Genomic DNA, 25,449 nt, shown 5'->3' on the forward strand with positions numbered 1-25,449 from the left:
ATGGGATCGATTAATATAAGAACAGAGCTGCCGGGACCAAAAGCGAAGGAGTTATTGGTTAAAAAAGAGCAGAATGTCCCAAAGGGGCCCTTTAACACGATGCAGACATTTGCTGCTAAAGGGGATGGAGCACTCCTGACAGATATAGATGGGAATACTTTTCTTGATTTTGCGGGGGCAATCGGGACACTGAATGTTGGACACTGTCCGCCAAGGGTTGTTGAAGCGCTCCATGCCCAAATTGACCAATATCTTCACCCATGCTTCCATGTCATGATGTATGAGCCTTATATCAAGCTGGCAGAGAAACTCAACAGCATTACACCCGGCAATCACAGCAAAAAAACCTTCTTTTTAAGCACCGGAGCAGAGGCGGTGGAAAATGCGGTTAAAATAGCAAGGAAATATACAGGCAGAAAAGGAATTATATCATTTGAAAGGGGATTCCATGGCAGGACATATATGTCCATGAGCTTAACGAGCAAGGTAAAACCATATAAATATGAATTCGGGCCATTTGCGCCGGAAACATATAAATGGCCTTATCCTTATTATTACCGCAGCGAGGGCCTAAAGGATAAAGACCATGATAATGCCCTGCTTAAAAGATTCGAAACGTTTTTTCTGAGCGAGGTGCCGCCTGAAGAAGTCGCTGCTGTCATTATGGAGCCTGTTCAGGGTGAAGGCGGTTTTGTTATGCCGTCTTCCCATTTTATAAAAGGTGTTAAAGCACTTTGTGAAAAACATGGAATCCTTTTTATTGCTGATGAGGTACAGACAGGATTTGGCAGGACAGGCAAAATGTTTGCCATGGAGCATTATGATGTTGTGCCGGATCTTATGACCATGTCTAAATCGATCGGTGCCGGATTGCCGGTCAGTGCTGTAACTGGAAGAGCAGACATAATGGATTCACCAAATATTGGTGAAATCGGCGGAACTTATGGAGGCAGTCCGCTAGGCTGTGCAGCTGCATTAGAAGTGATTCGGACGATTGAGGAAGAAGGATTATTAGAAAGAGCAAATGAAATCGGAAGTCTTTTCACTGAAAAATTTTCTGATTTTCCTTTAAAATATAAGCAAGTGGGTGAAGTACGTTCTTTAGGAGCAATGTGTGCCATTGAATTTGTTAAAGATCAGGAAACAAAGGAACCCAATAAAGAAATCGTGCAGGAAATTCTTTGGAAGGCACACAAGCGCGGCCTTATCATAATGAGCGCCGGCTTATATGGCAATATTATTCGTTTGCTCAGCCCGCTTGTGACAACCAATCAACAGCTTGATGAAGGATTTTCCATACTGGAAGAAGTAATAGGTGAATACTGCACATAAGGAGGAATTCCATTGAAACAACATTTATGGATCAGCGGAAAGTTCAAGGAAACAGAGAAATACAAAGCATTAAAAAGCCCCTATAGCGGGGAGGTTATTGCAGAAGTTGCCATGGCAGCTCCTTCCGATGTGAAGTCAGCAATTGATGCGGCAGAACAATCCAGAAAAATAATGGCTGAAATGCCTGCCCATAAACGGGCGGAAATACTGGAAAATGTGGTCGCCATCATGAAGGAGGAAAAAGAGGAGTGCGCAAAAATTATTGCGCTCGAAGCTTCAAAGCCGATAAAGGCTGCAAGAGGAGAAGTTGACCGCACCATCATGACATATACCTTCGCTGCCCAGGAAGCGCGCAGACTTTATGGAGAAACAATCCCAATGGATGCGGCTCCTGGAGGCGAAGGCAGGGTCTCCTATACAGTACGGGAGCCTCTCGGGATTATCGGAGCCATCACGCCATTCAATTTTCCTATGAATTTGGTTGCACATAAAGTGGGACCGGCAATTGCGGCCGGCAACACGGTTGTTTTAAAACCTGCATCTCAAACGCCAATGTCGGCCTACAAAATTGCTGATATTTTCCACAGAGCAGGACTTCCTGCCGGAGTGCTGAATGTGGTAACCGGAAGCGGCGGAACGATTGGGGATGTACTTGTTGCCGACGGACGCATATCCATGATTACTTTTACAGGCAGCCCGGCAGTAGGCAGGCAGATCCGCGAACATGCAGGCTTGAAGAGAGTAACACTTGAATTAGGTTCTAATTCAGCAGTTGTTGTGGATGAGAATGCAGACGTGGAGAAAATTGTCCCGCGTATCGCAGCCGGGGCTTTTGCCTTCCAGGGTCAGGTATGTATTTCCGTGCAGCGCATCTATGTGCATGAATCTCTGTATCAGACATTTGCCGAGCGTTTTGTAGAGGAAGCCAAAAAGCTGAAAATCGGCGATCCGCTTAATGAGGATACGGATATATCAGCGATGATCTCCCGGAGTGACACTGAACGCGCAGAGACCTGGATCAAGAGTGCCGTAGAAAGCGGAGCGGAGCTTGCTCTTGGCGGGAATGCGACAGATAATACATTGTATCCGACCGTGCTGCTGAATGTTGACAAATCTGAAAAAATTTCTTGTGAGGAAGCATTTGCACCAGTGGTTCATATTAATTCATTCAGCAGCTTTGAAGAGGCGCTGGCACTTGTGAATGATTCAGATTTTGGCCTTCAGGCAGGTGTTTTCACCAATGATGTGAACAAAGCCTTCAAAGCAGCAAAAGTGCTTCATGTCGGCGGGGTAATGGTGAACGATTTCCCAACCTTCCGTGTAGACCACATGCCATATGGAGGAGTGAAAATGAGCGGAATGGGACGTGAAGGAATCAAATATGCTGTTGAAGAAATGACAGAGATGAAGCTTATCAGCTTTAAAATAGACTAAAGAAAGAATACTTAGCCGAAAAAGTTGCTGTTTTGGCCGGTATTCTTTAAGCTTTCAGAATGCCTGGCCCCCTGGCCGGGCAGTTTTATTAATAGAAGGGGGTCTTAGCAATGAATAATACTGCTTCGGTAAAAACATTAAAAAAAGAAGGCTTTGTGGCCGAATTCTATCTTGATTCATTCAATAAACGAATAAGGGTAGACGATTATGCAGGTAAATTGGCAGATGCCGTCCATGAAGCAGAGAAAACAGCAAAAGAATACCAGTGTGATAAATTAATTTTCAGGGGAAGAGTTGAAAATTATATAGATCTTCTTGCAATGGGGTTTCAGTGCGAGGCTGTTATCGACGGATATTTCCGCGGCTCTGATCAATACTTTTTCTGCAAGTATTTTTCTGACGAAAGAAGAACCAATGGACACTGGATCTCTGAAGACAGCATCGTTAAAAATGTAGTAGCCCTTGAAAGAAACCTCGGTGTCATTATGCCTCCTTCTGAATATCAGCTTATAAAAATAACGGAGCAGGATGCTGAAAAACTGGCTGAACTATACTGTGAAGTATTTAAGATTTATCCAACACCTCTCCATGATCCCTCCTATATTAAAAAGACAATCCGGGAGGGCACCATTTATTACGCATTTCAGTATAAAGATGACCTTGTCAGTGCTGCTTCAGCGGAGGTCAATCTTTTTTATAAAAACGCAGAACTGACAGATTGTGCGACACTCCCATCCCACCGTAAACATGGTTTAATGAAAATACTCCTCGACAAATTGGAAAAAGACCTAAAATCGCAGGGTGTATTCTGTGTCTACTCCATCGCCAGAGCGCTGTCATTAGGTATGAATGCCGTTCTGCATCAGCTTGGCTATTCCTATCGGGGCCGTCTTCTTAACAACTGCTATATATTCGATAAACTTGAAAATATGAATGTCTGGGTAAAGAATTTGGCCTATTCGGATTGATGGCGCCAAAAAAGAAGTGCCGGATTTTCGGCGCCATCCTGACAAGTTTTCGGCACCCTGTCATATATATACATATATAGGGGGGATTTAATGATTGAAACTCAAAGTATTTCCAAAGAAGTTCTGGCAGCCATTTTAAAAGGCATTGATGAAGGAATACATGTAGTGGATTTGAATGGAATTACCATTTTTTATAATGAAATTGCAGCAAGACACGATGGTCTGGAGGTTTCTGAGGTTATCGGAAAACCTGTGCTGAAAGTCTTTCCCTCATTGGATGAAGAGACAAGCACTTTATTAAAAGTTATGAAAACAAAAACACCGATTTATAATCAGACTCAGTCCTATGTAAACCTCCATGGTGCACAAATAGAAACCATCAATACCACTCTCCCTATAACTGTTAATGGGAAGGTAGCGGGAGCTGTCGAGATTGCCAAGGACTATTCCAGATTGAAGCTTCTTTCTGAAAGCCTTCTTGATTTGCGCAAAAAAATAAAACAGCCTGTCAAAAAAACGGGTGCTGTCAATAATGTACAGTATACATTCGATAGCCTTCTCACAATAAATAAGGAAATGAAAAATATTAAAAAGGAAGCAGCCAAACTGGCAAAGTCCGATTCTTCCATTCTTGTGTTTGGGGAAAGCGGGTGCGGAAAGGAGCTCTTTGTCCAGGGGCTACATCATGCTTCCTCAAGAACTGAGGGCCCATTTATTGCCCAGAATTGTGCGGCTATACCGGAGTCCTTGCTTGAAAGCATTCTTTTTGGGACTGCGAAAGGAGGCTATACAGGAGCGGTAGACCGGCCGGGGCTTTTTGAATTAGCCGATGGCGGGACACTCTTTCTCGATGAAATACATGCCATGCCGATTGAGCTGCAGGCTAAACTCTTGAGAGTGCTTGAGGATGGCATTGTCCGAAGAGTAGGAAGTCCGAAGAGCTCCCGGGTCAATGTACGGGTGATTGCAGCCATGAATATCCATCCAGTGGAAGCACTTGAGAAGAATCAAATGAGAAAGGACTTATTTTACCGCTTAAATGTTCTCACTTTTGGGCTCCTGCCTCTAAGGGAGAGAAAGGAAGATATTGAATTTCTTGCACATCATTTTATTAAGCGATTTAATCAGGTGTTAAACAAAAGCCTTTCAGGAATCGGGGATGATGTGCTGGCTTTTTTCAGACAATATCATTGGCCGGGAAATGTCAGGGAATTAAAGCATACAATCGAATACATGATGAATGTCTGTGAACAGGACTTTCTTAAAGCTGAGGATTTGCCGGTAATAATGAAACAGCAGCTTCAAAAGAATATACAGGATTTTTCACTAAACGTTCAGCCATTAAAGGCGAGTATGGAAAAGCAGGAAAAAGCTTTAATCGAAAAAGCTCTTCAAGAAACAAACGGAAATATAAAAAAAGCCGCAAAGCTATTGGAGGTACCTCGTCAGACACTGCAATATAAACTGGCCAAGTATAATATTGAAATTAATAAGAGAATCCTGGTCTGTAACACTCATGAAAGTGCCGAGTAATCGGCACTTTTTTGTATTAAGAGAAATGGAAATAACCCTTCAGCTGCTAATAATCGCCAATCCGGAAGAGATTTCATATGATAGTACAAATTTTCAGAATTGGCATGAAACTTGCAATATGTATTTTATAGAAATTCATTTAGGGGGAATTCAGATGAAGAACTTTTTATATAAACCGGATCGGCATTGGAAAGATATTGAGTTATGGAAGGATGTCACAGAAGAACAATGGAATGACTGGCTCTGGCAGCTGACGAACACCATTCGGACAGTTGATGATTTGAAAAAGGTGATTAATCTTACACCAGAAGAGGAGGAAGGAGTCAGAATTTCCGCAAAAACCATCCCTTTAAATATTACACCTTATTATGCTTCACTTATGAATCTTGATGACCCGCGGTGTCCAGTGAGGATGCAATCAGTACCTATTTCAAATGAAATCTATAAAACTAAATATGATCTTGAAGATCCGCTGCACGAGGATGAAGACTCCCCAGTTCCGGGATTAACGCACCGCTACCCTGACCGTGTCTTATTTTTGGTAACAAATCAATGTTCAATGTATTGCCGTTATTGTACAAGAAGAAGATTTTCCGGACAAATCGGCATGGGTGTACCGAAAAAACAGCTGGATGCGGCTATCAGCTATATCAGGAATGCTCCTCAGGTTAGGGATGTTCTCATTTCTGGCGGTGATGGACTTTTGATCAATGACAATATTCTTGAATACATCCTGAAAAATTTGCGTGAAATCGATCATGTTGAAATCATCAGGATTGGCACGAGGGCTCCGGTTGTATTTCCCCAGCGGATCACCGAGAATTTATGCAATATCCTGAAAAAGTATCATCCGGTGTGGCTGAATACACATTTTAACACTTCCATTGAAATAACCGAAGATTCCAAGAGAGCATGTGAGATGCTGGCAAATGCCGGTGTGCCTGTGGGAAATCAATCCGTTATTTTGGCAGGCATAAACGACAGCGTTCCAATTATGAAAAGACTGATGCATGACCTTGTTAAAATCCGGGTCCGTCCTTATTATATTTATCAATGTGATCTTTCTGAAGGCATTGGCCATTTCCGCGCTCCGGTTTCGAAAGGGCTTGAAATTATTGAAGGGCTAAGGGGACATACATCCGGCTATGCTGTCCCGACTTTTGTGGTCGATGCGCCTGGCGGAGGCGGAAAGATTTCACTGCAGCCGAATTATTTGATCTCGCAAAGTGCTGACAAAGTGGTCCTCCGCAATTTCGAAGGTGTAATCACGACTTATCCTGAGCCTGAAAACTATGTCCCAGGCCGTGCAGAAGGCTACTTTAAAGAAATTTATCCTGATATGGATGAGAAAAAATCAAATGTAGGCATTGCGGCGCTAATGAATGACCAGCAATTCAACCTGGTGCCTGAAGGCCTGGCAAGACTGGATCGCCGTGAAAAATATGACAGCGACCCAGAGCACAGCTCTTTGAAAGATAAGCGGGGCAAACGGGATGAATTAAAGGAAAAGAAATTCAATGCCCAGCAGACAAAGCAGAGTCCTGCAGCAGAAGCGGGTTCAGAAGCTGCAGCTGCCAAGGAATAGGAGGACAGGAATGGGAAATAAATGTGCCTGGTGTGAAAGCCAAAATATAAGTGAAAGCAGTAAAACGGTTTATTGGGAGCTCCCTGATGGAACAAGAGCCATCCAAATAAATGAGACACCTTCCATTTCCTGCAGGGATTGTGATATAGTTTACCAGTCAGATGAGCTTGTTAAGTCGATTGAGGACCAGCTATTTTTGATTGATGTCAAGAAGATCGGAAAAGAGATTAATTATGAAAAATTGATGGAGCAGCCAAGGCTGCTGAAGCGAAATTATTTTGATTTCTCTTCCTATGATAAGTGAGGAAAAGAGCAGCCCGCAGATAGCGGGCTGTTTTTAATGTGTATAAGTAGACGAGCTTAGCACAATTCGATTATAGTAGAAAATAAATTAATGAACGACAGAATAAAAAGGAAGGCGTTAGTATGTCAAAAACTTTCTATCACTTTTTAATGAAATACAGACATCCTGCACCAAAGGATAGCATCAGCCGTTTTGCTAATGACGCATATGAGGACCACAGCTTTCCGAAAACAGCTTATGATTATGATGAGGTAAGCTCTTACCTTGAACTGAACGGAAGCTATCTGGAGACCATGTCTATTTTCGATGAAGCCTGGCAATTGTATGTACTCTCTGAAAGCTGAATGAACATTTTGAAACACTCCTGCATAGGAGTGTTTTTTTGCTGTTTCCGAAAATCTTGTTGCTTTTGGACAGGTAACTTTTATTTTGAAATGTCTGTTTGTGATGAACGTACGGACGATTTTCATAAAAAGTGCATATACTATTGTATTCACTACTCACGACTCAGTCATTGAGAGGATGGAGGAAATGAGCAAAAAGAAAAAACCCAAGTACAAAATCGGTGATACAGTCGTGATCACTATTTATGGTACAGTCGGAAAAGTAACAGATGTAAAGTGGCTAGATGATATGTACGTCTATGAAGTCAATAAAAGTGAAGGTCTATATATGGAATCCAGCCTTCAAATGCTGTCTGAGTATGAAGGTGAGATTATGGAAAAGGAGCATATTGACATCGAATATAAATACTTTTTTGGCGACCTTGTCCAAGTCAAGGGGTATGGTTCGGATCTTTTCAAAGTCGTAGGCTTCAGGACGGAAATTTGGAGATACAAAGAAGATGCATGGGAAGATGTTATTTATGAGCTTTCAAGAATTAATGACGGGGAATGGCTGGAAGCAGGGGAAGAAGAGCTGACACTCGTTGCGGATGCTGAAAGTGCTGATGCATTTATTCAAAAGCTGGGGCTCCTCTATATGATCAATAAAAAAGAAAAGCTTCCTGAATTAAGGGAAACGGCACATTCATTCCGCAAAGCGGAAAAGGAATTGCTTGAAGGGATAAAAGAAAGAAAAGTGCTGATTGATGGTTTGCTTGATATATACAATGATTATCGTATTCTTTATGAAATGTTTCAGGATGATGAGTATAAGCATATCATGCGGGTTATACTTAGAAAGCTGAAGCATATTGCCAACAATGATGATAAGAGCACTGTGTAAAAAGCACAGAATTCTTTGCTTTTTAGAGCCAGGTGACCAGGAGATACAGTAAAAATGGGATGCCAAACCATATGACGAGCTTGAACCAGGCATTTAATAGATTGCTATAAAGATTTACTATAGAGCTTTCATCACGATTGACATCTTCTTTAATTAGTTGGGCTAGTCTGGATATACTGGACATGTCGCTGCCTCCTCAATTTCTGTATAAAATGGATTGCTGCTGGCTGTTTATCCTATATGTATGTCCTAACCGAGGAAAAATGCATCTAAAATAAAATAAAGAATATGACTTTTCTGAAAGTTGTTCTGCATGAATCCAGGGAGTGCTTCATACATTTTGTACAAAGGGGGCGTTGCTGTGAAGGAAATAGAAGTCGTAATAGATACAGAAGAAATTGCTGAGTTTTTCTTTCATGAGCTGGCAAAAAGGGGATATGTGCCTACTGAAGGAGAATTGGATGAACTTGCAGATATCACGTTTGAATACCTGCTGCAAAAGTGCATCATTGATGAAGAAATTGAAGATGACTGATATAGAAAAATGACGAGGAAAGGTGCTCGTCATTTTTTTGCGGAGCAGCAGGAACATCTTACACATACATATTTCTATACAGTGAACGCAGCTATTCCGAAAAAAATATGTGCTGCCTCCATTGAAAATGAAACCTTCTTGTTAATAACCACGTATATCTAAGTGAAATAAGTGCTTTGCTTTATTTATGGCAGTAAAAAAAATAAAAAAAGAAACAGGGAGAGAAGCATATGTCATTTTTTAATAAGGTCCTGGCAAGTGTGGGAATTGGATCAGCAAAAGTGGATACGAAACTTGAGAAGGATTCAGCAGTACCGGGTGAAGCCATCAGAGGCGTGGTTGAGATTACAGGGGGAAGCACCGAACAGAAAATTGATGATATTTACCTTTCATTGAATACTACTTACATTAAAGAATCAGATGATAAAAAATATACTGTCTCCGGTCTGATTGACCGTTTCAGACTCGCTCAATCCTTTACCCTGGCAGCGAATGAACGAAAGGAAATTCCTTTTACCTTTAACCTTCCAGCGGACACACCTTTGTCTTTTGGCAAAACGAAAATATGGGTGGCGACAGGACTGGATATTAAAAACGCGGTGGATCCTGCTGATAAGGATTATATTCGTATAATTGCAACTCCGCTTATGGATTCTGTATTGAACGCTGTTTCAAGTATGGGATTCCGTTTGCGGGAAGCAGAATGCGAACAGGCTCCGCACAGGCTTCGCAGAAGGCTGCCGTTTATCCAGGAGTTTGAATTTGTTCCAGTCTCCGGTCCATTTAGAGGAAAACTTGATGAACTGGAAATTGTATTTTTTCCACAGTCAAACGGAGAGACTGAGGTTATGATGCAAGTAGACCGTAAAGCGAGAGGATTAGGCGGATTCCTGGCAGAAGCACTGGAAATGGATGAAACCTTTGTCCGTTTCACTGTTACAAATACAGATATTCCTTATATGCAGCAGAAGCTTCAGTCGGTCATTGCAAAATATGCTTAATTGAATGCGAAAACGATGGGTGATGCCCATCGTTTTTTTGCTTAGGCATTGGCATTGGGGAGCTATACCTGTTATGCCAGAAGTGTTTTAATTAAATTTTGTCCTTTTAAAAAGGGGGTAATGAGCGCGTACATGATTGAATCGGGAATTCGCTTCTCGTCATCGGAAATAATGCCGTGAACACCAAGCCTCTGCATGTCTGCAAACTGGTATTGTTTACTGATGGTCCACGAATAGATCTCATAACCGAATAATTCAGCTTGATTAATGAAGGACTTGGAAAGCAGGAGATGGTGAACAGATAGAAAAGAGGCAAAATCGCGGTAGGATGCCAAATGAAACAAGTCCAGGTGTTTGCTCAGCAGCAGGCCAGCAGGAATCTCGGGAGCCAGCTCGTGAAACTTTTTCATTTCATTAATATGAAAAGATTGGACTCTTATCTGACTGTCGGGTTTGTAAGAGTTTAGTACATCTGCGAGAATTTCTGTCATGCCAGGCTGATTTTCAGGTGATTTCATTTCAATTATAATTCCTATTTTTCCGCTGGCTTGTTTTAATACTTCAGTCAATAAAGGGATTTTTTCACCGGAATACGCATGAGAAAACCATGATCCTGCATCCAGTTTTTTTAAGTCTTTAACTGTTAATTCCTCAATTAGCCCCTCACCGTCGGTAGTCCGCAAAACATTGGCGTCATGAATAACAACCAGCTGTTTATCCTTGCTTAGCCTTACATCTAACTCAATATAGTCAAAGCCCATTTCAATAGCTTTTTCAAACGATGCAAGCGTGTTTTCCGGTGCAAGTGCCGATGCGCCTCTATGTGCGATAGACTTAAAGGGCATGAGAGGCTGAAAAAAATAAGAAATAGTCATTAATAACATTCCGATTAGGATTGAAAGCAAAACAGGCTTTTTAGGTACCAGCAAATTCATCACCTCCAGGTAAGAGTTTTATACATAATATGCAGAATAGACAATTTTGAAAGCATTTTCCCATCGAAAAAAACCGTTAATCGACAAAAATAGTACTTTTTTGATGGAGGAAACGACAAGAAAAAAGGCTAATTAAACAGTAATAAAAAGTTGTTCATGGAGTTTTAGGCAACTGTCAGAACAAACGTCATAAGGATGCTTGGTGTATTAGAATCAGGCAAAAATAGCGGATGCTGGGAATAAGAGGGGGATGCCATATGCTGAAGGAATTAACAAGGATCAAAAGAAGAGAGTATGATGTTACGATCTTTCAAACACCTGAATTCAGGGGCAAAAAAGGCTTTCAGCAAGTATATCGCCTTAATGTAGAAGCTTTGACTCGTAATGAATGCCTTGAATCAGTATTTAGAAAGTTTAATGTGCATGATCGGATCCCGGAGGATTTCGATGGCCGGTTTATTTCCACAGGAGATATACTCTATATTGATGAAGGCAGAAGAGGACAATTTTATTATCAGCTGAAGCCGGGCGGCTGGGAAGAAGTTAATAGGATACATATTAGATAAAAAAGAAAACAGGAGGGCATAATAGCTCTCCTGTTATTTTTATAATATAGGAAAGTATAACTTGTAACTTCGATAACTGTCTAGCTCCAGCGCCTACCCCCTCCAGGTCACAAGCCAATCCTCCCAAAAAGGCAAAGGACGCCTTTCCGTGAGGCTCGTCTTGTGCTTGTCGGGGGTGACCAAGGCGCTTGCGCTTTTCTTATTCGGTTATGTTTGATCCCGGACTGTTTTTGCGTTTATTGGCTGTGAACTCCTTGCCATGTGCTTCCTGCTCTGCAACAATTGCTTCTGCAGGAATATGATTATTCTTCTTTGGTGAATTTATTCGGTTGCGGTGCTTTTTGCCCATATTAAGTCCCTCCGCTTATCGATTGCTTTTTGTTTTGACTGTTTTGGATGTATTAGGCTCGGTATTAGCTCTGGAAGATGGATTTGTCTCATTGGCATGCTGGACTGCCTGTCTGAGTTTTTTGCTCATTCCTTTTTGCGGCATGATTACAACCTCCTTTGGAAAAGCTAAAATTAGCTTTCCCGCACAGAGAAAAAACATGCCCTGTCTTATTTGTTTCTAACTGATGGCACATATGGTATAGTGTGACTTGGAAGCATTTACAGCGGCTTCAGAACTAATTTGGAGGTTAATTTATGAGCGTACATATTGGTGCTAAAGAAAATGAAATTGCGGAAACGGTCCTGCTTCCTGGTGACCCTCTTCGTGCAAAATATATTGCAGAAACATTTTTAGAAAATGCGGAGTGCTACAATGAAGTCCGCAACATGTTTGGCTATACTGGAACGTATAAAGGGAAGCGCATATCAGTTCAGGGCACAGGCATGGGAGTGCCATCCATTTCCATCTATATTAATGAACTTATGCAAAGCTATAATGTCCAAAACCTGATTAGAGTAGGAACGTGCGGTGCGATTCAAAAAGATGTAAAGGTTCGCGATGTAATCCTGGCGATGAGCTCTTCTACAGATTCCCAAATGAACAGGCTCACTTTCGGAGGAGTTGACTTTGCGCCGACAGCCAACTTTGATCTATTGAAAAAAGCTTATGATGCAGGTGTTGAAAAAGGATTAAACCTTAAAGTCGGAAATGTCTTCACTGCCGACATGTTCTATAATGACAATGCGGAACTTGAAAAATGGGCAAAGTATCAGATTCTGGCGATTGAGATGGAAACGGCTGCTCTATATACACTTGCAGCGAAATTTGACCGCAAAGCACTATCTGTCTTAACAGTCAGTGATCACATCCTGACAGGAGAGGAAACGACTGCTGAAGAAAGACAAACCACCTTCAATGAAATGATCGAAGTGGCACTTGAGGCTGCTGTTAAGAATTAATATAGAAAGAAACTGGTTCATTGAGCCAGTTTTATTTTTTTTGATGAGAGTGTTCTCTGTAAAAAGAATATTTTGTGCCGTTTGTCCTGTTTTTAACACAATTATGGACTAGTTGACGTGTAGTGTTAAAATAGTAATTGTTGCAAAGAAATAAAAAGACAGGTGAGTTTGAATGAAGAAGATCATAATTATGGCAGGGTCCCTCAGCCTCCTGCTTTCCGGCTGCAGCCAGCTTGATCCGTATTTGGATAAAGCAAAGCCGCTTATTGAAAAAATTCCGTTCCTTGGGGAAGATAAAAGCCTTGATGAACCTTCTCAAGAAAATGAATCACAAAATAGAGAAGAAAACAGTGCCGGGAAAGCAGACAATGAAGAGAAAGAAGATATTCAAAAGGATCCTCTTTCATTGGAAGCTTCATATTTTAATGATATAAAAGCTGTGGATGGCAGAAATATAATCCAGAACCCTGATAATGTGATGGTTCTGGTGAATAAACAATTCAGCCTTCCGGATGGCTATGAACCATCCAAGCTAATAATCCCGAATGTCGCATTTTCTTACGGGAAGTTAGATTTGGAAAAGAGCTATATGCGCCAGGACGCAGCTAAGGAGCTGGAGAAGCTGTTTACCGGAGCATTGAATGAAGGTGTGGAATTATTTGCTGTATCCGGCTATCGCTCATTTATACGGCAATCGGAAGTTTTCGAGGCCGAAGTAAATAGAGTTGGTAAAGAAAAAGCGGTTCAGGCTGTGGCGATTCCCGGAAGCAGTGAACATCAGACAGGACTTACAATGGATATCTCAAGCAGAAGTGCAAACCTTGGACTTTCAGAAGAATTCGGGGAAACACAGGAAGGAAAGTGGCTTGCTGAAAATGCACATCGCTACGGTTTTATTCTCCGCTATCCCAAAGGAAAAGAGGCCATCACAGGTTATAAATATGAGCCTTGGCATTTCCGTTATGTGGGCCATGAAGCTGCAAAAGTCATTTATGAAAAGAAATGGACTTTGGAGGAGTACTTCGATATTGTTAAAAAAATTTAAGAGGCCAAAATGGCCTCTTTTATTTGCCTTTCTTCTTTAGACTGCTTTTTCCTGATTGAAAATAGAATATAACCGCCAAAATGAAGGGTACAGCGGGAAGGCCTGATAGAATGCGGAGCACATTTTCTGCCCCTGTTAAAGAATATCCCAATGGCAGCAGCAGAAAAAAACTTAATAGAGCAAGTTTCCATGACTGATTCATGATCCCGGCAATTAGGCTGATTAGGGAAAATGCGAAGCTTATCCATAATATTGCGGTTAACATCATAAATTCACCCCTTAAGAAAGTGATGGGAGAGCTGAGGGCTGGCCGGTGAAAAGGATTGGTAGAGGGTTTTTAAAATGACTATATAATAAAATATGTTTATACCGGCAAAACATTAATCTTTTATTTTCCTGATGCAGAATGCCGGTTAAATTTAGGTGAAGCATGGTTTTGCCGGCAGTTTGTTTACCTGATGTTTAAAAACATTCTTAAATGAGGTATTAATAAACTAAGTTTACTTGTAAAAAGGAGGCACATACTTTGGAAAAAGTTTCTCTTAAAGTTGCAGGCATGACCTGCAGCCATTGTGAAGAGGCAGTCAAAAATGCCCTTCTCTCCATCGATGGAGTGGCAAGTGTCTCGATTGCCTTTCATGATGAACATGCAGAAATCGAATATGACCCTGAAAAATCTGATAAGGAAAATTTGATAAAAGCGATAGAAGACCAGGGCTATGGGGTAGCCTGACATAAGAAAGAGCGCCACGCATATTTTGCTGGCGCTCTTTCAATCGTCGCACACATTTTTCTTTGTAATTTTTTCGATAAATGTTATTCTAATCTTTAAGGATTGTACATAGTTATTTTACGGTGACGAAAGTGGTGAAAAGTTTGCAAAATGAAGATTTAAACAAAGAAACTTCTGAAACACCAGATAATAACCATTCAGGTTTTATCCGCATGAAAAAGTTTCATTTTGTAATGCTGCTGTTTTTTATTGTGTTCCTTTCAGCTGGAATTACTACATTTGCACTGGCCTTTGGAGATGAAAAGGCAGTAGATGTGGGAACAAGTGAAAGAAGGGAATTTGATAAGCTGTATACAGCTTATGATACACTGAAAGCAAACTATTTCCAGGAAGTGGATCAGAATAACCTTATAAATGGTGCTATTAACGGTATGCTTGAAGCGCTGGATGATCCTTACTCGGACTATATGAATGAAGAAGAAGCCGAAAGCTTTCATCAGAGTATTTCATCCTCATTTGAAGGAATCGGAGCTGAAATCCAGGAACAGGAAGGCTACATAGTCATTGTATCCCCATTAAAAGGTTCACCTGCTGAAAAAGCCGGGCTTAGGCCAAATGACAAGGTTCTATCAGTTGATGGAAAAAGCCTTCAGGGGATGAGCTCTACAGAGGCCGTTATGCTGATCAGAGGCGAAAAAGGAACTAAGGTAGAACTTGCAGTTCAGCGTCCCGGCACAGATGAGCCTATGAATATTTCCATTACACGCGATACCATTCCGCTTGAAACCGTCTATGGGGAAATGCTTGAAGATGGTATTGCAAAAGTACAGATTACTACATTCTCGGAAAATACTTCTAAAGAACTGGTGGAAACTTTGAATGAGCTGCAGAAGCAGGGCATGAAAGGATTAATCCTTGATCTTCGCCAGAATCCAGGCGGCCTGCTGGATCAGGCAGTGGAAATCTCCAGCCTGTTTGTCCCGGATGGCGAGATATTATTCCAAATAGAAGACCGCAATGGAAACAGAGAAGAAGTAAAATCAAAGAGTGAAGAAAACCCGAATATACCTTTAGTCGTTGTGATTGATAAAGGAAGTGCCAGTGCATCAGAAATACTGGCTGCGGCAGTACACGAATCTGCAGATGTGCCGCTTGTCGGTGAAAAATCGTTTGGAAAAGGCACCGTCCAGCGTGCACAGGACTTCTCCGACGGGTCAAACATGAAATTCACTACTGAAAAATGGCTGACACCGGATGGGAATTGGATTCATAAAAAGGGAATCACACCTGACCACAAAGTGGCCTTGCCGGAATACGCTGCACTGCCATTTATTAATCCAGACACTGAATTAAAGCTTTCTGCTTCTTCAGCCCAGGTTAAAGCAGCTCAAGCTATGCTGAAAGCTCTGGGATATAATCCTGGAAGAGAAGACGGTTTCTTTGATGAAAAAACGGAAGCGGCTGTCAAAGAATTCCAGGCTGCTGAAAAGCTTGATCAAAATGGAGTATTATCAGGGCAGTCTACTCTTAAACTGATGGAAAAACTCCGTGAAAAAATCGATCAGAATGATACGCAAATTCAAAAAGCAGCTGAAGTGCTGAAAAAACAAATAGGGTCATAATCTAAAGCTCTCCGATTCGGAGAGCTTTTTGCATCATTTTTCAAGCGAGACGATTCCTTCCTCAAGAAAGTAGCGGCAGGTGGGGGCAGTTCAAGTATGGCTGTTCTTAGAAAGTGGGTATAGAAAGCGTTTCTCTTTCCCACAATGGTAATAAAAATAACTATTAAGCAGCGCAGGGGTGATTTACTTGAAAAAAATTATGATTCTATTTGCAGTGGCTGCAGCTATACTATCCGGCTGCATGTCTTTTCAGCAAAAAGATAATAATAATGCAAGGCAGGAGACGGAGATCGGCGAGTCCGAAAAGGTGAATAAAGAGCCCTCAGCGATTGTAGATGAAACGAAAAACTTTTTGCTGATTGGTGTCGATAGCAGAGGAGAAGAGGATTCACGTTCGGATGCCATTGTGCTGGCCAGCTATGAACCTTCCGGGGAATCCATTAAATTGGTCTCTCTAATGAGGGACAGCTATGTAAAAATACCGGATTACCAATATATGTACAGCAAGTTGAATCATGCTTATTATATAGGCGGCAAGGATTTATTAAAGGATACAATAGAACAAAACTTCGGAGTCCAAATCGATCATACAGCAATTATTGATTTTAAGGGGTTTACAGCAATGCTTGATGCCATTGCCCCGGACGGAATTGAAGCAGAAGTAAGTTCTGCCATGATTGATGATATGGGACTGGAACTGGAGCCGGGGAAACAAAAGCTTAAGGGAAGTGACATTTTATCATATGTGAGATTTCGCCATGACGGACAAAGTGATTTCGGGAGAGTGGACAGGCAGCAGGAAATTTTGATTGGGCTTAAAGATGAAGTGATGAACCAATTCTCATCACCTGCCGGTTTAGCAAGGTTTCCTGAGGTAATCAGCCAGGCAATGAAATACGTTGAAACCGACTTAAAGATTGAAGAAGCATTATCACTCGGTGTGAAATTTTTAATGAATCCTGTTACTGACATTGAAACACTTAGGGTACCTGTTGAAGATAGTTATGAGAATAAAACATATGAACATGCCGGTTCGGTTCTCCAGCTTGATTTTGAAGAAAATTCAGAAGCGCTTAAGCAGTTTTTGGATGCTGAAAAGAAATAGCGGTAATAAGAAAGGCGCTTTTAAAAAGTAAATGAGGAGCCCGCGGGCTCCTCATTTACTTTTTGTGAAGACTGCAATCCCAAAAGGGTAGTGTTTGCCTTCTCTTTTCGGTTCAATGAGAACACTTCTCTGATAATAAAATTCCGTCGCTCCGTAAGACTTGAACAGTTCAATAAATTCATCTTCAGTCAGCTGGTGAAAATGGAAGGGCTCATTTGTTGGCTTTCCCCTCCCGGCTCCGAAGGGCGTGGATAAAATGAGAGTCCCGCCTGGCTTTAGCATCTTAAAAAGACTGTTAAGAAATATTTCTTCTGATGCCAGGTGTTCAAGCGTTTCAAAGCTCGTTATCACATCAAAAAATCCTAATTGTTCAGGGAGGGAATCATCTTCCGCATTGGCTTTAATATATTGCACGAGAGGATGATAATGATGCTGTCTGGCATATTTCAATGTACCCTCATCAATGTCCACGGCTACAATTTCATTAATTTCTTTTTTCTTGGCTTTTGCCATTATTTTTGAACCGTACCCCGTCCCGCAGGCAATATCCAGCACTCTCCCTTTAGCGTAATAAAGGGCAAAATAGTAACGTGCCAAATGTTCCAGAAGCATTCCGTTAGTAACCGGCATTTCCTCCAGTATGATTCTTTCCCCGGTATTTTCCAGCATGTTAACTCCACCATCCTTAATAGAAATTATAGCAAATATGTCTTATGGTTTGTATGGACTGGTAAAATCATATACAATGGGTCATTAGACAGGATAGCTATAAAGAGGTGATCCTTTGAAGCAGGTAGTGAAGCTTAATGAAGAGACCCGCAGGCAAATATCAGATATTGAACAAAAATGTGAAGAGCTTGCAGAAAAACTTTTTCATAAGTACAAAACAGACTTTCAAACTGAAGAGGAAAATCTGGCAGTGGATCTGGTCAGAACGATAAAAGGCCGGCATGCATCAGAAAACGAAGTGTTTGAAATTGACTATGAGTCCATTCTGGAACTGGGAATTGAGACGGAGGATGATTTTTTTCCAAATGCTTATATTCCCATCTGGAAATGCAAACAGGAAATGTTTCATTCCGTTGGTTATTTAACCAACCTGGATATTGATTCAATAGAGAAGAAAATGTTGATTATGATTGAAGAAATGCTGGCAGATCGTGAAGAAGGGGAAAAGTATGAATAAAACAGAAATATATATATTATCAGGATTTCTTGGGAGCGGGAAAACGACGCTTCTAAAGCAGCTGCTCCAGGATGAAAAGAAGCAAGGAAGAAAAGTGGCAGTCATGATGAACGAGCTCGGGAAAGTTTCAATTGACTCGGACGCAGTCGATGAGGATGTGCCATTAAAAGAGCTGCTTGATGGCTGCATATGCTGTACCATCTCAGATAAGCTGGAAGCGCAGCTTCAGGAATTATTGATGGTTGAAAAGCCGGAAGCGATCTATATTGAAACTACAGGTGCTGCTCATCCAATTGAAGTTCTGGATAGCATCCTTTCCCCCCTCTTTGCTGACAGGATGCAGGTAAAAGGCATTATTTCTGTTGTTGACGGTCCAAGATGGCTTAACCGAAATGTGTTAAGCCCTCAGGTGCAGCAGCTTTTAATTGAGCAGGTCCGGCATGCAGACTTAATTATATTAAATAAAGCAGATGAACTTTCCGAGGCGGAACAGGCTCGGCTTACCATGGAGATTCAGGGTCTGAACAGCCAGGCATTCACCATCTTAACTTCATACTCAAAGATTGCTGTGAAGCAGGTAAGAGGTATATCGTCCGGGAAAAAGAGCAAGGGATCCAGGTCACATGTTTTTTCTGATCTAAAGCTAAGCACGTTCGTTTATCAGTTTAAAAAGTCTGTCAATCAGACAGATTTTGAGGATTTTCTTAGAGGACTTCCAGACACTGTGTACAGAATAAAAGGGTATATGAAGCTGAATTCATCACAGTACCCGTTTCTTTTTCAGTTTTCTTATGGAATGCCGCTCTATATGCAGGAAAACATAAATATGCCCCTGAATATGGTGTTTATTGGAGAGAAACTTGATTGGGCAGAAATCGAACAAAGGTTAAAAATTCTCGAAAGCATTTAATTAATCAGGGGATTTAAAGGAAATCGCATTCATATGGTGCGATTTTTTTATTGCTTGAATGAATGAAGAAAACCTTTTTTTGGGAAACTCATTATATAATGCCTAACCAAAAAAATATATAAATGAGTGGAATTTATGAAAACATTAAACGTAGTCATTGTATTCATCTTTCTTCTTGTTGCAGGAGGCACACACACATCTGCAAGTAAAGAGGGGATTGGCTGGCTGATTGAGATGCTGCCATGGGAGAAAGTGAATGGGATATTGCCCAAATACAGTAAATTTACCGTTATGGATGTTGAAACAGGCAAGAAGTTTAAGGTCCAGCGGCGTGCCGGAAGCCATCATGCAGATGTTCAGCCTTTAAATGCTGAAGAAACAAGCATTTTCGAGGCAGCATCTATCTTGTGCGCTTTTCACAGGCAGACCCATGGAAAGTGGATAATAAAAGATTCTTAAAGGAAAATAAGTTAGTAAACGAATAAAAGCCTGAGAACAAAAATCTCAGGCCTTCATTCGTTTTACTGTTTTTCGCCAAATTTGATGAATGTCCGCTCGTCTTCCACAAGTCCGCAAGCCGCACATTGCACCCTTTTATCAGGGCCTTTATAAGGCATATGGAAGGGGGACAGCTGTTCACTGCTGTATTCTTCCAAAACATTCCCTGTCTGAGGATCCATTTTGATGGATTGAGGCACCTGCTGAATAATATTGAATCGGCTTCTGTTGGTTTTACAGTTTGGGCACCGATAAGGTGAATTCATAACTCATTCTCCTTTCTCGCATATTAGCTGTATTTTTTGCATTTATAATTTTATTTATGTAAAAATACAGCTAAGGGAATATAATTGTTTCCTGTTTTGGAAGGGATGTGGCCAGTTATGAGTCAAGATTATGAAAAGCTTCTGAATGAATACCGGAAGCTTTGGAATAACCGGAAACTCGAAGAGGATATTAATGCAGAAAACATTTTGAAGGAAGCAATCTCCAGGGAACTAAGGGATGAAAATTCCCATCCAAGAGTCCGTAAGACTATCTTTGAAAAATTTTACCTTGCGGTTAAGAGAATTGCACATTCAGACTTGGATGACACATCCAAAGCAGAACTTATCCATATGCATATCCATGAAGCGGAAGGTTTGAAATAGGGAGGTTCAAGCCTCCTTTTTTTAATTTATAGGTTAACTGCAGATTTCAAGATCCTTTCACATTTATCTCACAATATTAATGTAAGATAAAGATAAGATAGTCATGAGGAGAAATTGTATGTCAAAAAAAATGTATTGGGTTTTCTTTTTATGGATCATAACGGCCTTCCTTACTTCCTGCTCTGAAAAGAGACACCCTGCAATACCCGAGGATATAAGCTTTGCTGCCACAGTGAATATCAAGGATATGACCATATCTTTTGTGGACCTGGAAAAAAAGGAGCTGGCGGCAGATTGGGCTATGGAGAAACCTTATGCAGGCGCTTTAATTCTCCCGGACAATGATTCCATCCTTCTGTATGGAAAACAGCTTGAAACGGCTGATCTTTACTCCTTAAAGAAAGGCAAACTGATTGATAGCTGGGAAACAGGAGAAGGAATCGTAAATGGAATCCTGCTTGAAACGAATGAAATCGCTTTTGCAGATCAGCATTTAAACAAAATAAGGTTCTTTCATTTAAATGGAGAAGAAGTAAAACAGGTCGAATCTGAGATGGATCCCCTTACCCTGCTGGAATCTGGTGAAGAGAATAAGTTATTTGTCCTAAGCTTCAATCATGAAAAACTGGGAATTATCGACCTTGAATCAAAAGAAAAAAGCGGGGAATTTACAATCCATCCTTCAGCAGCCGGTGCTTGGCTTAATGAGAAAAACGGTGAAATCTGGATTGGCGGACATGGAGAAGGTGTAGATATTGAACAAAATATCCATGTATATGATGAAGAAACAGGAAAGTTAAAAAAGAAAATTCCAGCCGCTTCGATGCCGATTAATTTTCTGGGACAAGAAAATCAAGTATATGTCCTAAGCCATGGATCAAATATGTTATATAAAATTAATGAATCAGGGGAAGAAGCAGACTCTGTTTCGATTGCGGCAAATCCTTTTGAAATGGCTTTCGCAGCAGATAAACTATTAGTGGCCGGTTATGACAGCAATGATTTACATATACTGGAGCCGGAAAATTTAAAAACGCTTAAACGCATCAAGGTTGGAGAGGGACCTTTTAAAATAGTCATTAGGGAGAGTGTGAAATGATATGCTGAATATCCTGATTATAGATGATGAAGCAGATATGAGGCATTTAATTGAAATGTACCTCGGGAATTCAGGATTTGCATGCTTTTCAGCAGAAAGCGGCTTTGAAGCATATGGCATACTTGAAAATAATGTGATGGACTTAGTTATTATGGATATAATGATGCCTGGGGAGGATGGATTTGAAGTATGTTCTCAAATCAGAAAAAAATCAAATGTGCCAATTATATTTCTATCTGCTAAGGGAGAGGAATGGGATAAAGTGAAAGCCCTGCAGTTAGGAGGGGATGATTATATTGTCAAACCTTTCAGTCCTGGAGAGCTTGTCGCCAGAATCAATGCTGTCCTTCGAAGAACGGGCGGATTAAAAAGTGACATGGATTCTATTCGAATTGGTAAGGTCGCAATTGACATGAAAGCAAGAAAAGTCTCAGTTGCGGAAAAGGATGTCACGCTTACTCTTAAAGAATATGAATTGCTTCTGTTTTTTATCGAACATAAAAACCAGGCATTAAGCAGGGAGCAGCTGCTTGAATATATATGGGGCATTGATTATACAGGGAGTTTAAGAACAGTGGATACTCATATAAAAACGCTGAGAATGAAGCTTGGAGTTGGTGACTATATTCAAACAGTCTGGGGAGTTGGCTATAAATTCGAGGTGCCGGATGAATGAAATTCCTGACCAATAGCCTGGCTAAAAAAATGTGGCTGACCGTAACAGCAGCGATTATTATTACGATCTTATATTCCTATTTTTTATCTTACTTATTTTATGAAAAAATTTATGTGGAAAATGTCAGAGACTCCCTGCTGACTGAAGGGAGAAGCTTGGCCTCAGAGTACCAGGGAGGTGCTTTGACAGAGGATCTCAGGGAAAAAATCGAATGGTATAATTCAAAATCAGAAACAGAGATTTTTATAGTCAGTAATCCCAGAGAGCTTAGTGCCTGTCTGCCTTTTGAAATTGACTATCAGACACTAATTGGCAAAGCAGAGCGTGAAGAGCTTCTTAAAGGCATTCCAGTTGAAAAACTCGGCTATGAAAAAAGGTTTGACAGAAAAATTATGGGTGTCATTATTCCGCTTCTTGATGATAATCGGCTTCAAGGCATTATTTATTTATATGTTCCCCTCGCGAAGATTTCAGAGATTACCCGGGATTTTGCCTATCTGTGGCTCGCAGCTGCGGCAGTTTTTACAGTTATCAGCATCATTTTAGGCACGATGCTCGTTAAAAAACTGACAAAGCCCCTGCTGGATATGAAGGATGCAGCTGAACATGTTTCAAAGGGATATTATGATATTCATTTAAACATTGATTCAAAGGACGAAATTGGCCAGCTGGCAAATGCCTTCAATTATATGTCTTCATCTATACGAAAAGAAGATGAAAAGAAAAGGGATTTTCTGGCAAATGTTTCACATGAGTTAAGAACCCCTATCAGCTATGTAAAAGGCTATAGTGAGGCGCTCATTTCCGGAATGGAAAAATCCGAAGAGGACAGGCAAAAATACTTGCAGCTGATATTAAGAGAATCACGAAGGATGGAACGTCTGGTGGGAGATTTGCTTGATTTATCTAAGCTTGAAGCTGACGAATACAAACTTGAAAAAATGCCGCTGCCATTGGCACAGCTTATAGAGGACGCTATTGAAAAATACAAGCCGATCCTCCGTGAAAAAAATGTGGATTTGCAATATCGCCTGGATCCTGAAGTAATCATTAACGGAGATGAAGGCAGGATTGAGCAGGTTATCCAAAATATTATGGACAATTCCATTAGGTATACAGCAGAAGGCAGAATCAGCATTCGTTTATCTCAAGAGAGAGATCAATGCCTGATTGAAATAGAGGATACAGGTATAGGGATTTCAGAAGAACATTTAAGCAAAATTAAACAAAGGTTTTATAGAGTGAATAAAGGCAGAACGAGATCAGATGGAGGCACAGGGCTTGGTCTTGCAATTGCAGAAAAGCTGGTTAAGCTTCATCAAGGCAAGCTTGCTGTGATGAGTGAACTAAATAAGGGGACTACAGTTAGAATCATGTTGCCGCTGCTCGAAATAAAGTAAATATAGAGGAGATTTATGATGAAAAAACTAATGTATATTTGGCTCCCGTTAATGATAATTATTAGCCTGGCAGCCTGCAGCAATCATAATGCAGCTGAAGAAGAACCACAATTCCTGGAAGTCGAGTTATCGATAAACCCTGAAAAAGCAAAAGCAAATGAACCGGTTGTTTTTGAAGCAAAAGTTACATATGGAGAAGAAGAGGTTAAAGATGCAGACGAAGTCAAGTTTGAGATATGGAGAGCGAATGCCGAAGAACACGAAAAAATTCCTGTTGAACATGCAGAAAACGGGATCTATCGACTGGAGAAAAGCTTTAAAGAAGAAGGTACCTATTATATATATTCACATGTAACGGCGCGCAGGATGCATAATATGCCTAAAAAAGAATTTGTTATCGGCAAGCCCAGTGCACCAGAAAAAGAGTTGGGCAGCCAGGAAGAAAATATGGAGGACAATGATCATAGCAGCCATTAAAAAGCAGCATTGGCTGCTTTTTGTTTTGGGTCTAGTTACTCTGCAACAGCTTTCCTTCAGGGGCATAAATACCCAAAAACGGGTACATATACCTATCATATTTGTTACATTGGTGTAATAAAAGTAAAGATTACGGTCGGCCTAAATACCTGTCAATAGCGATGTTTTAGTATATAAATGGTATTTGTTCAGAGCGGCTTCCACTACAGAGAAAAAAACCCAGAAAATCGTTTACCCATTTTTGAGTGATCATAAACCTATTAAAATAAGGATTTATGAAAAGTTGTAAGTCTATTTTTACAAGTTTAAAAGTCTCTTAAGTGTGCTGTAATCAGGTATTTGTAAAATCTGTCCAGAAATATTACGAAAAACCCTGTGTTATGATGATTGTGCAAGTCACACAGCACCACACAACAAAGAAAACAAACACAGGGAGGATTTATATACATGAATAAGAAAGTTATTTACTCAGTAGCAGCGGCAGCAGCATTATTAGTATCAGCACCGGGAGCTAACCAAGCGGACGCAGCTTCAAATTGTCCTACTCCTGAACAAGCTAAAAAAATCGCAATCTCTCAATCTGGCAACCTAAGCCAGGATCAAATTAATAACATTCTTCAAAAATACCTTAAAGACTACAATATAAATTGGGGAAATGCTCAAGTAAATAAACAGGAAGCTCAAAAGCCTGCAGCTCCAGCTCCAGCAGAGCAGCCTGCAAAAACCCCTGCCAAAACACAAGAAACAGCAAAAGCTCCAGCGCAGCAGCCTGCACAGCAGCAAGCACCTGCTGAACAGACAAAAGAAGCAGCACCTGCTTCTTCTGAAGTAAGTGCTTACGAGAAAAAAGTACTTGAATTAACGAACCAGGAACGTGCAAAAGCAGGAGTGCCTGCCCTTAAACTGGATGCAGAACTAAGCAAAGTGGCTCGTGAAAAATCACGTGATATGCAGTCTAAAGGATATTTTGACCATAACAGCCCAACTTACGGTTCACCATTTGATATGATGAAGCAATTCGGCATCTCATACACTACAGCGGGCGAAAACATTGCTATGGGCCAGCAGTCTCCTGAAGAAGTTGTACAAGCTTGGATGAATAGTGAAGGCCACCGTAAAAACATCATGAATGCCAACTTTACACACCTTGGTGTTGGCCATGTTGCTGACGGAAACTACTGGACACAAATGTTCATTGGGAAATAATGTTTAAATAGTTAAAAGGCAGCCTCTTCTGGCTGTCTTTTTTTTATGAGTTTTTGCCTTGTCACCTGAATT

The 25,449-nt window shown here is 40.8% G+C and carries 32 protein-coding genes; 25 read left to right on the forward strand and 7 right to left on the reverse strand.

What is annotated here, in order from left to right; translation table 11 throughout:
- The 8 genes from gabT to yodN all read left to right on the forward strand — a co-directional run bounded on the left by gabT (position 1) and on the right by yodN (position 8,383).
- On the forward strand, positions 1 to 1,332 hold the full coding sequence (gabT, locus tag BFI01S_RS07630) for a 4-aminobutyrate--2-oxoglutarate transaminase (protein WP_061792070.1): 1,332 nt from the start codon (positions 1 to 3) through the stop codon (positions 1,330 to 1,332).
- Between the two features lie 12 nt (positions 1,333 to 1,344).
- Positions 1,345 to 2,766, forward strand: coding sequence for an aldehyde dehydrogenase family protein (locus BFI01S_RS07635; RefSeq protein ID WP_061792071.1), 1,422 nt, complete (start codon positions 1,345 to 1,347; stop codon positions 2,764 to 2,766).
- 110 nt (positions 2,767 to 2,876) lie between these two features.
- Positions 2,877 to 3,734: a putative beta-lysine N-acetyltransferase gene (gene ablB / locus BFI01S_RS07640; protein ID WP_061792072.1), complete on the forward strand. Its 858-nt coding sequence runs from the start codon at positions 2,877 to 2,879 to the stop codon at positions 3,732 to 3,734.
- A 90-nt stretch (positions 3,735 to 3,824) separates the two neighbouring features.
- A complete protein-coding gene (locus BFI01S_RS07645) occupies positions 3,825 to 5,267 on the forward strand; it encodes a sigma-54 interaction domain-containing protein (protein WP_061792073.1) in 1,443 nt (480 codons plus the stop codon).
- A gap of 154 nt (positions 5,268 to 5,421) precedes the next feature.
- The gene (gene kamA / locus BFI01S_RS07650; RefSeq protein ID WP_061792098.1) at positions 5,422 to 6,852 is read left to right on the forward strand and encodes a lysine 2,3-aminomutase; all 1,431 of its coding nucleotides are present in this window, start codon (positions 5,422 to 5,424) and stop codon (positions 6,850 to 6,852) included.
- Between the two features lie 10 nt (positions 6,853 to 6,862).
- A complete protein-coding gene (locus BFI01S_RS07655; protein WP_061792074.1) occupies positions 6,863 to 7,156 on the forward strand; it encodes a YokU family protein in 294 nt (97 codons plus the stop codon).
- Positions 7,157 to 7,278: 122 nt separating this feature from the next.
- On the forward strand, positions 7,279 to 7,500 hold the full coding sequence (locus tag BFI01S_RS07660) for a YozE family protein (protein WP_061792075.1): 222 nt from the start codon (positions 7,279 to 7,281) through the stop codon (positions 7,498 to 7,500).
- 187 nt (positions 7,501 to 7,687) lie between these two features.
- The gene (yodN, locus tag BFI01S_RS07665; RefSeq protein ID WP_061792076.1) at positions 7,688 to 8,383 is read left to right on the forward strand and encodes a germination protein YodN; all 696 of its coding nucleotides are present in this window, start codon (positions 7,688 to 7,690) and stop codon (positions 8,381 to 8,383) included.
- A 22-nt stretch (positions 8,384 to 8,405) separates the two neighbouring features.
- Here yodN and BFI01S_RS22980 read toward each other — a convergent pair whose 3' ends face one another.
- Entirely contained in the window at positions 8,406 to 8,567 is a 162-nt protein-coding gene (locus tag BFI01S_RS22980; RefSeq protein ID WP_156478338.1) for a hypothetical protein, read from the reverse strand.
- 177 nt (positions 8,568 to 8,744) lie between these two features.
- Here BFI01S_RS22980 and BFI01S_RS22365 point away from each other — a divergent pair, with 177 nt between their 5' ends.
- A complete protein-coding gene (locus BFI01S_RS22365) occupies positions 8,745 to 8,918 on the forward strand; it encodes a YozD family protein (protein WP_009332582.1) in 174 nt (57 codons plus the stop codon).
- A 230-nt stretch (positions 8,919 to 9,148) separates the two neighbouring features.
- Positions 9,149 to 9,919, forward strand: a complete 771-nt coding sequence (locus tag BFI01S_RS07670) for a sporulation protein (protein WP_061792077.1) — start codon at positions 9,149 to 9,151, stop codon at positions 9,917 to 9,919.
- 71 nt (positions 9,920 to 9,990) lie between these two features.
- On the opposite strand, the gene BFI01S_RS07675 is transcribed toward BFI01S_RS07670, so the two are convergent.
- Positions 9,991 to 10,848, reverse strand: coding sequence for a glycerophosphodiester phosphodiesterase (locus tag BFI01S_RS07675; RefSeq protein ID WP_235831131.1), 858 nt, complete (start codon positions 10,846 to 10,848; stop codon positions 9,991 to 9,993).
- A 263-nt stretch (positions 10,849 to 11,111) separates the two neighbouring features.
- On the opposite strand from BFI01S_RS07675, the gene BFI01S_RS07680 reads away from it, so the two are divergent.
- A complete protein-coding gene (locus tag BFI01S_RS07680) occupies positions 11,112 to 11,420 on the forward strand; it encodes a YodL domain-containing protein (RefSeq protein ID WP_061792078.1) in 309 nt (102 codons plus the stop codon).
- 199 nt (positions 11,421 to 11,619) lie between these two features.
- Here BFI01S_RS07680 and yoyE read toward each other — a convergent pair whose 3' ends face one another.
- Both yoyE and BFI01S_RS24335 read right to left on the reverse strand, forming a co-directional pair.
- Complete coding sequence (gene yoyE, locus BFI01S_RS23320) at positions 11,620 to 11,769, reverse strand: protein YoyE (RefSeq protein WP_169799738.1); 150 nt, start codon at positions 11,767 to 11,769, stop codon at positions 11,620 to 11,622.
- Positions 11,770 to 11,784: 15 nt separating this feature from the next.
- A complete protein-coding gene (locus tag BFI01S_RS24335) occupies positions 11,785 to 11,913 on the reverse strand; it encodes a hypothetical protein (RefSeq protein WP_268745125.1) in 129 nt (42 codons plus the stop codon).
- 152 nt (positions 11,914 to 12,065) lie between these two features.
- On the opposite strand from BFI01S_RS24335, the gene deoD reads away from it, so the two are divergent.
- Positions 12,066 to 12,770 carry a purine-nucleoside phosphorylase gene (gene deoD / locus BFI01S_RS07685; RefSeq protein ID WP_061792079.1) on the forward strand — a complete coding sequence of 235 codons (705 nt, stop codon included), beginning with the start codon at positions 12,066 to 12,068 and terminating at the stop codon, positions 12,768 to 12,770.
- Positions 12,771 to 12,942: 172 nt separating this feature from the next.
- Positions 12,943 to 13,815, forward strand: a complete 873-nt coding sequence (locus BFI01S_RS07690; protein ID WP_061792080.1) for a M15 family metallopeptidase — start codon at positions 12,943 to 12,945, stop codon at positions 13,813 to 13,815.
- A 19-nt stretch (positions 13,816 to 13,834) separates the two neighbouring features.
- Here BFI01S_RS07690 and BFI01S_RS07695 read toward each other — a convergent pair whose 3' ends face one another.
- Positions 13,835 to 14,083, reverse strand: a complete 249-nt coding sequence (locus BFI01S_RS07695) for a hypothetical protein (protein ID WP_235831132.1) — start codon at positions 14,081 to 14,083, stop codon at positions 13,835 to 13,837.
- 258 nt (positions 14,084 to 14,341) lie between these two features.
- On the opposite strand from BFI01S_RS07695, the gene BFI01S_RS07700 reads away from it, so the two are divergent.
- The 3 genes from BFI01S_RS07700 to BFI01S_RS07710 all read left to right on the forward strand — a co-directional run bounded on the left by BFI01S_RS07700 (position 14,342) and on the right by BFI01S_RS07710 (position 17,275).
- Complete coding sequence (locus tag BFI01S_RS07700) at positions 14,342 to 14,548, forward strand: heavy-metal-associated domain-containing protein (protein WP_061792081.1); 207 nt, start codon at positions 14,342 to 14,344, stop codon at positions 14,546 to 14,548.
- A 143-nt stretch (positions 14,549 to 14,691) separates the two neighbouring features.
- A complete protein-coding gene (locus BFI01S_RS07705) occupies positions 14,692 to 16,170 on the forward strand; it encodes a lmo1851 family serine protease (protein WP_061792082.1) in 1,479 nt (492 codons plus the stop codon).
- Between the two features lie 178 nt (positions 16,171 to 16,348).
- Entirely contained in the window at positions 16,349 to 17,275 is a 927-nt protein-coding gene (locus tag BFI01S_RS07710; RefSeq protein WP_235831133.1) for an LCP family protein, read from the forward strand.
- 51 nt (positions 17,276 to 17,326) lie between these two features.
- Here the strand turns inward: BFI01S_RS07710 and BFI01S_RS07715 are convergent, their stop codons facing one another.
- Positions 17,327 to 17,944: a class I SAM-dependent methyltransferase gene (locus BFI01S_RS07715; protein WP_061792084.1), complete on the reverse strand. Its 618-nt coding sequence runs from the start codon at positions 17,942 to 17,944 to the stop codon at positions 17,327 to 17,329.
- A gap of 115 nt (positions 17,945 to 18,059) precedes the next feature.
- Between BFI01S_RS07715 and BFI01S_RS07720 the strand changes: the two genes are divergently transcribed.
- The 3 genes from BFI01S_RS07720 (at position 18,060) to BFI01S_RS07730 (ending at position 19,830) form a co-directional block, all read left to right on the forward strand.
- Complete coding sequence (locus BFI01S_RS07720) at positions 18,060 to 18,461, forward strand: hypothetical protein (RefSeq protein ID WP_061792085.1); 402 nt, start codon at positions 18,060 to 18,062, stop codon at positions 18,459 to 18,461.
- A complete protein-coding gene (locus BFI01S_RS07725; RefSeq protein WP_061792086.1) occupies positions 18,454 to 19,371 on the forward strand; it encodes a CobW family GTP-binding protein in 918 nt (305 codons plus the stop codon). Before BFI01S_RS07720 ends, BFI01S_RS07725 begins: the two co-directional genes overlap by 8 nt.
- Before the next feature lie 135 nt (positions 19,372 to 19,506).
- Complete coding sequence (locus BFI01S_RS07730) at positions 19,507 to 19,830, forward strand: hypothetical protein (protein WP_235831134.1); 324 nt, start codon at positions 19,507 to 19,509, stop codon at positions 19,828 to 19,830.
- Positions 19,831 to 19,892: 62 nt separating this feature from the next.
- On the opposite strand, the gene BFI01S_RS07735 is transcribed toward BFI01S_RS07730, so the two are convergent.
- Positions 19,893 to 20,135: a hypothetical protein gene (locus BFI01S_RS07735; protein WP_009332565.1), complete on the reverse strand. Its 243-nt coding sequence runs from the start codon at positions 20,133 to 20,135 to the stop codon at positions 19,893 to 19,895.
- A 117-nt stretch (positions 20,136 to 20,252) separates the two neighbouring features.
- Here BFI01S_RS07735 and yoyC point away from each other — a divergent pair, with 117 nt between their 5' ends.
- From yoyC to BFI01S_RS07765, 6 genes are all read left to right on the forward strand, one after another.
- Entirely contained in the window at positions 20,253 to 20,519 is a 267-nt protein-coding gene (gene yoyC / locus BFI01S_RS07740) for a protein YoyC (RefSeq protein WP_061792101.1), read from the forward strand.
- Between the two features lie 118 nt (positions 20,520 to 20,637).
- Complete coding sequence (locus BFI01S_RS07745; RefSeq protein WP_061792087.1) at positions 20,638 to 21,618, forward strand: YncE family protein; 981 nt, start codon at positions 20,638 to 20,640, stop codon at positions 21,616 to 21,618.
- 1 nt (position 21,619) lies between these two features.
- Complete coding sequence (locus tag BFI01S_RS07750; protein WP_061792088.1) at positions 21,620 to 22,294, forward strand: response regulator transcription factor; 675 nt, start codon at positions 21,620 to 21,622, stop codon at positions 22,292 to 22,294.
- Positions 22,291 to 23,694 (forward strand): sensor histidine kinase, encoded by a 1,404-nt coding sequence (locus BFI01S_RS07755; RefSeq protein ID WP_061792089.1) that lies wholly within the window; start codon positions 22,291 to 22,293, stop codon positions 23,692 to 23,694. The genes BFI01S_RS07750 and BFI01S_RS07755 overlap by 4 nt, the downstream gene beginning before the upstream one ends.
- An 18-nt stretch (positions 23,695 to 23,712) precedes the next feature.
- Positions 23,713 to 24,171 (forward strand): FixH family protein, encoded by a 459-nt coding sequence (locus BFI01S_RS07760; RefSeq protein ID WP_061792090.1) that lies wholly within the window; start codon positions 23,713 to 23,715, stop codon positions 24,169 to 24,171.
- Between the two features lie 447 nt (positions 24,172 to 24,618).
- The gene (locus tag BFI01S_RS07765) at positions 24,619 to 25,377 is read left to right on the forward strand and encodes a CAP domain-containing protein (protein WP_035331486.1); all 759 of its coding nucleotides are present in this window, start codon (positions 24,619 to 24,621) and stop codon (positions 25,375 to 25,377) included.
- Positions 25,378 to 25,449 lie beyond the last annotated feature (72 nt).

Origin of the sequence: Cytobacillus firmus NBRC 15306 (genome assembly GCF_001591465.1) — a bacterium.
Taxonomy (GTDB): Bacteria; Bacillota; Bacilli; order Bacillales; family Cytobacillaceae; genus Cytobacillus; species Cytobacillus firmus.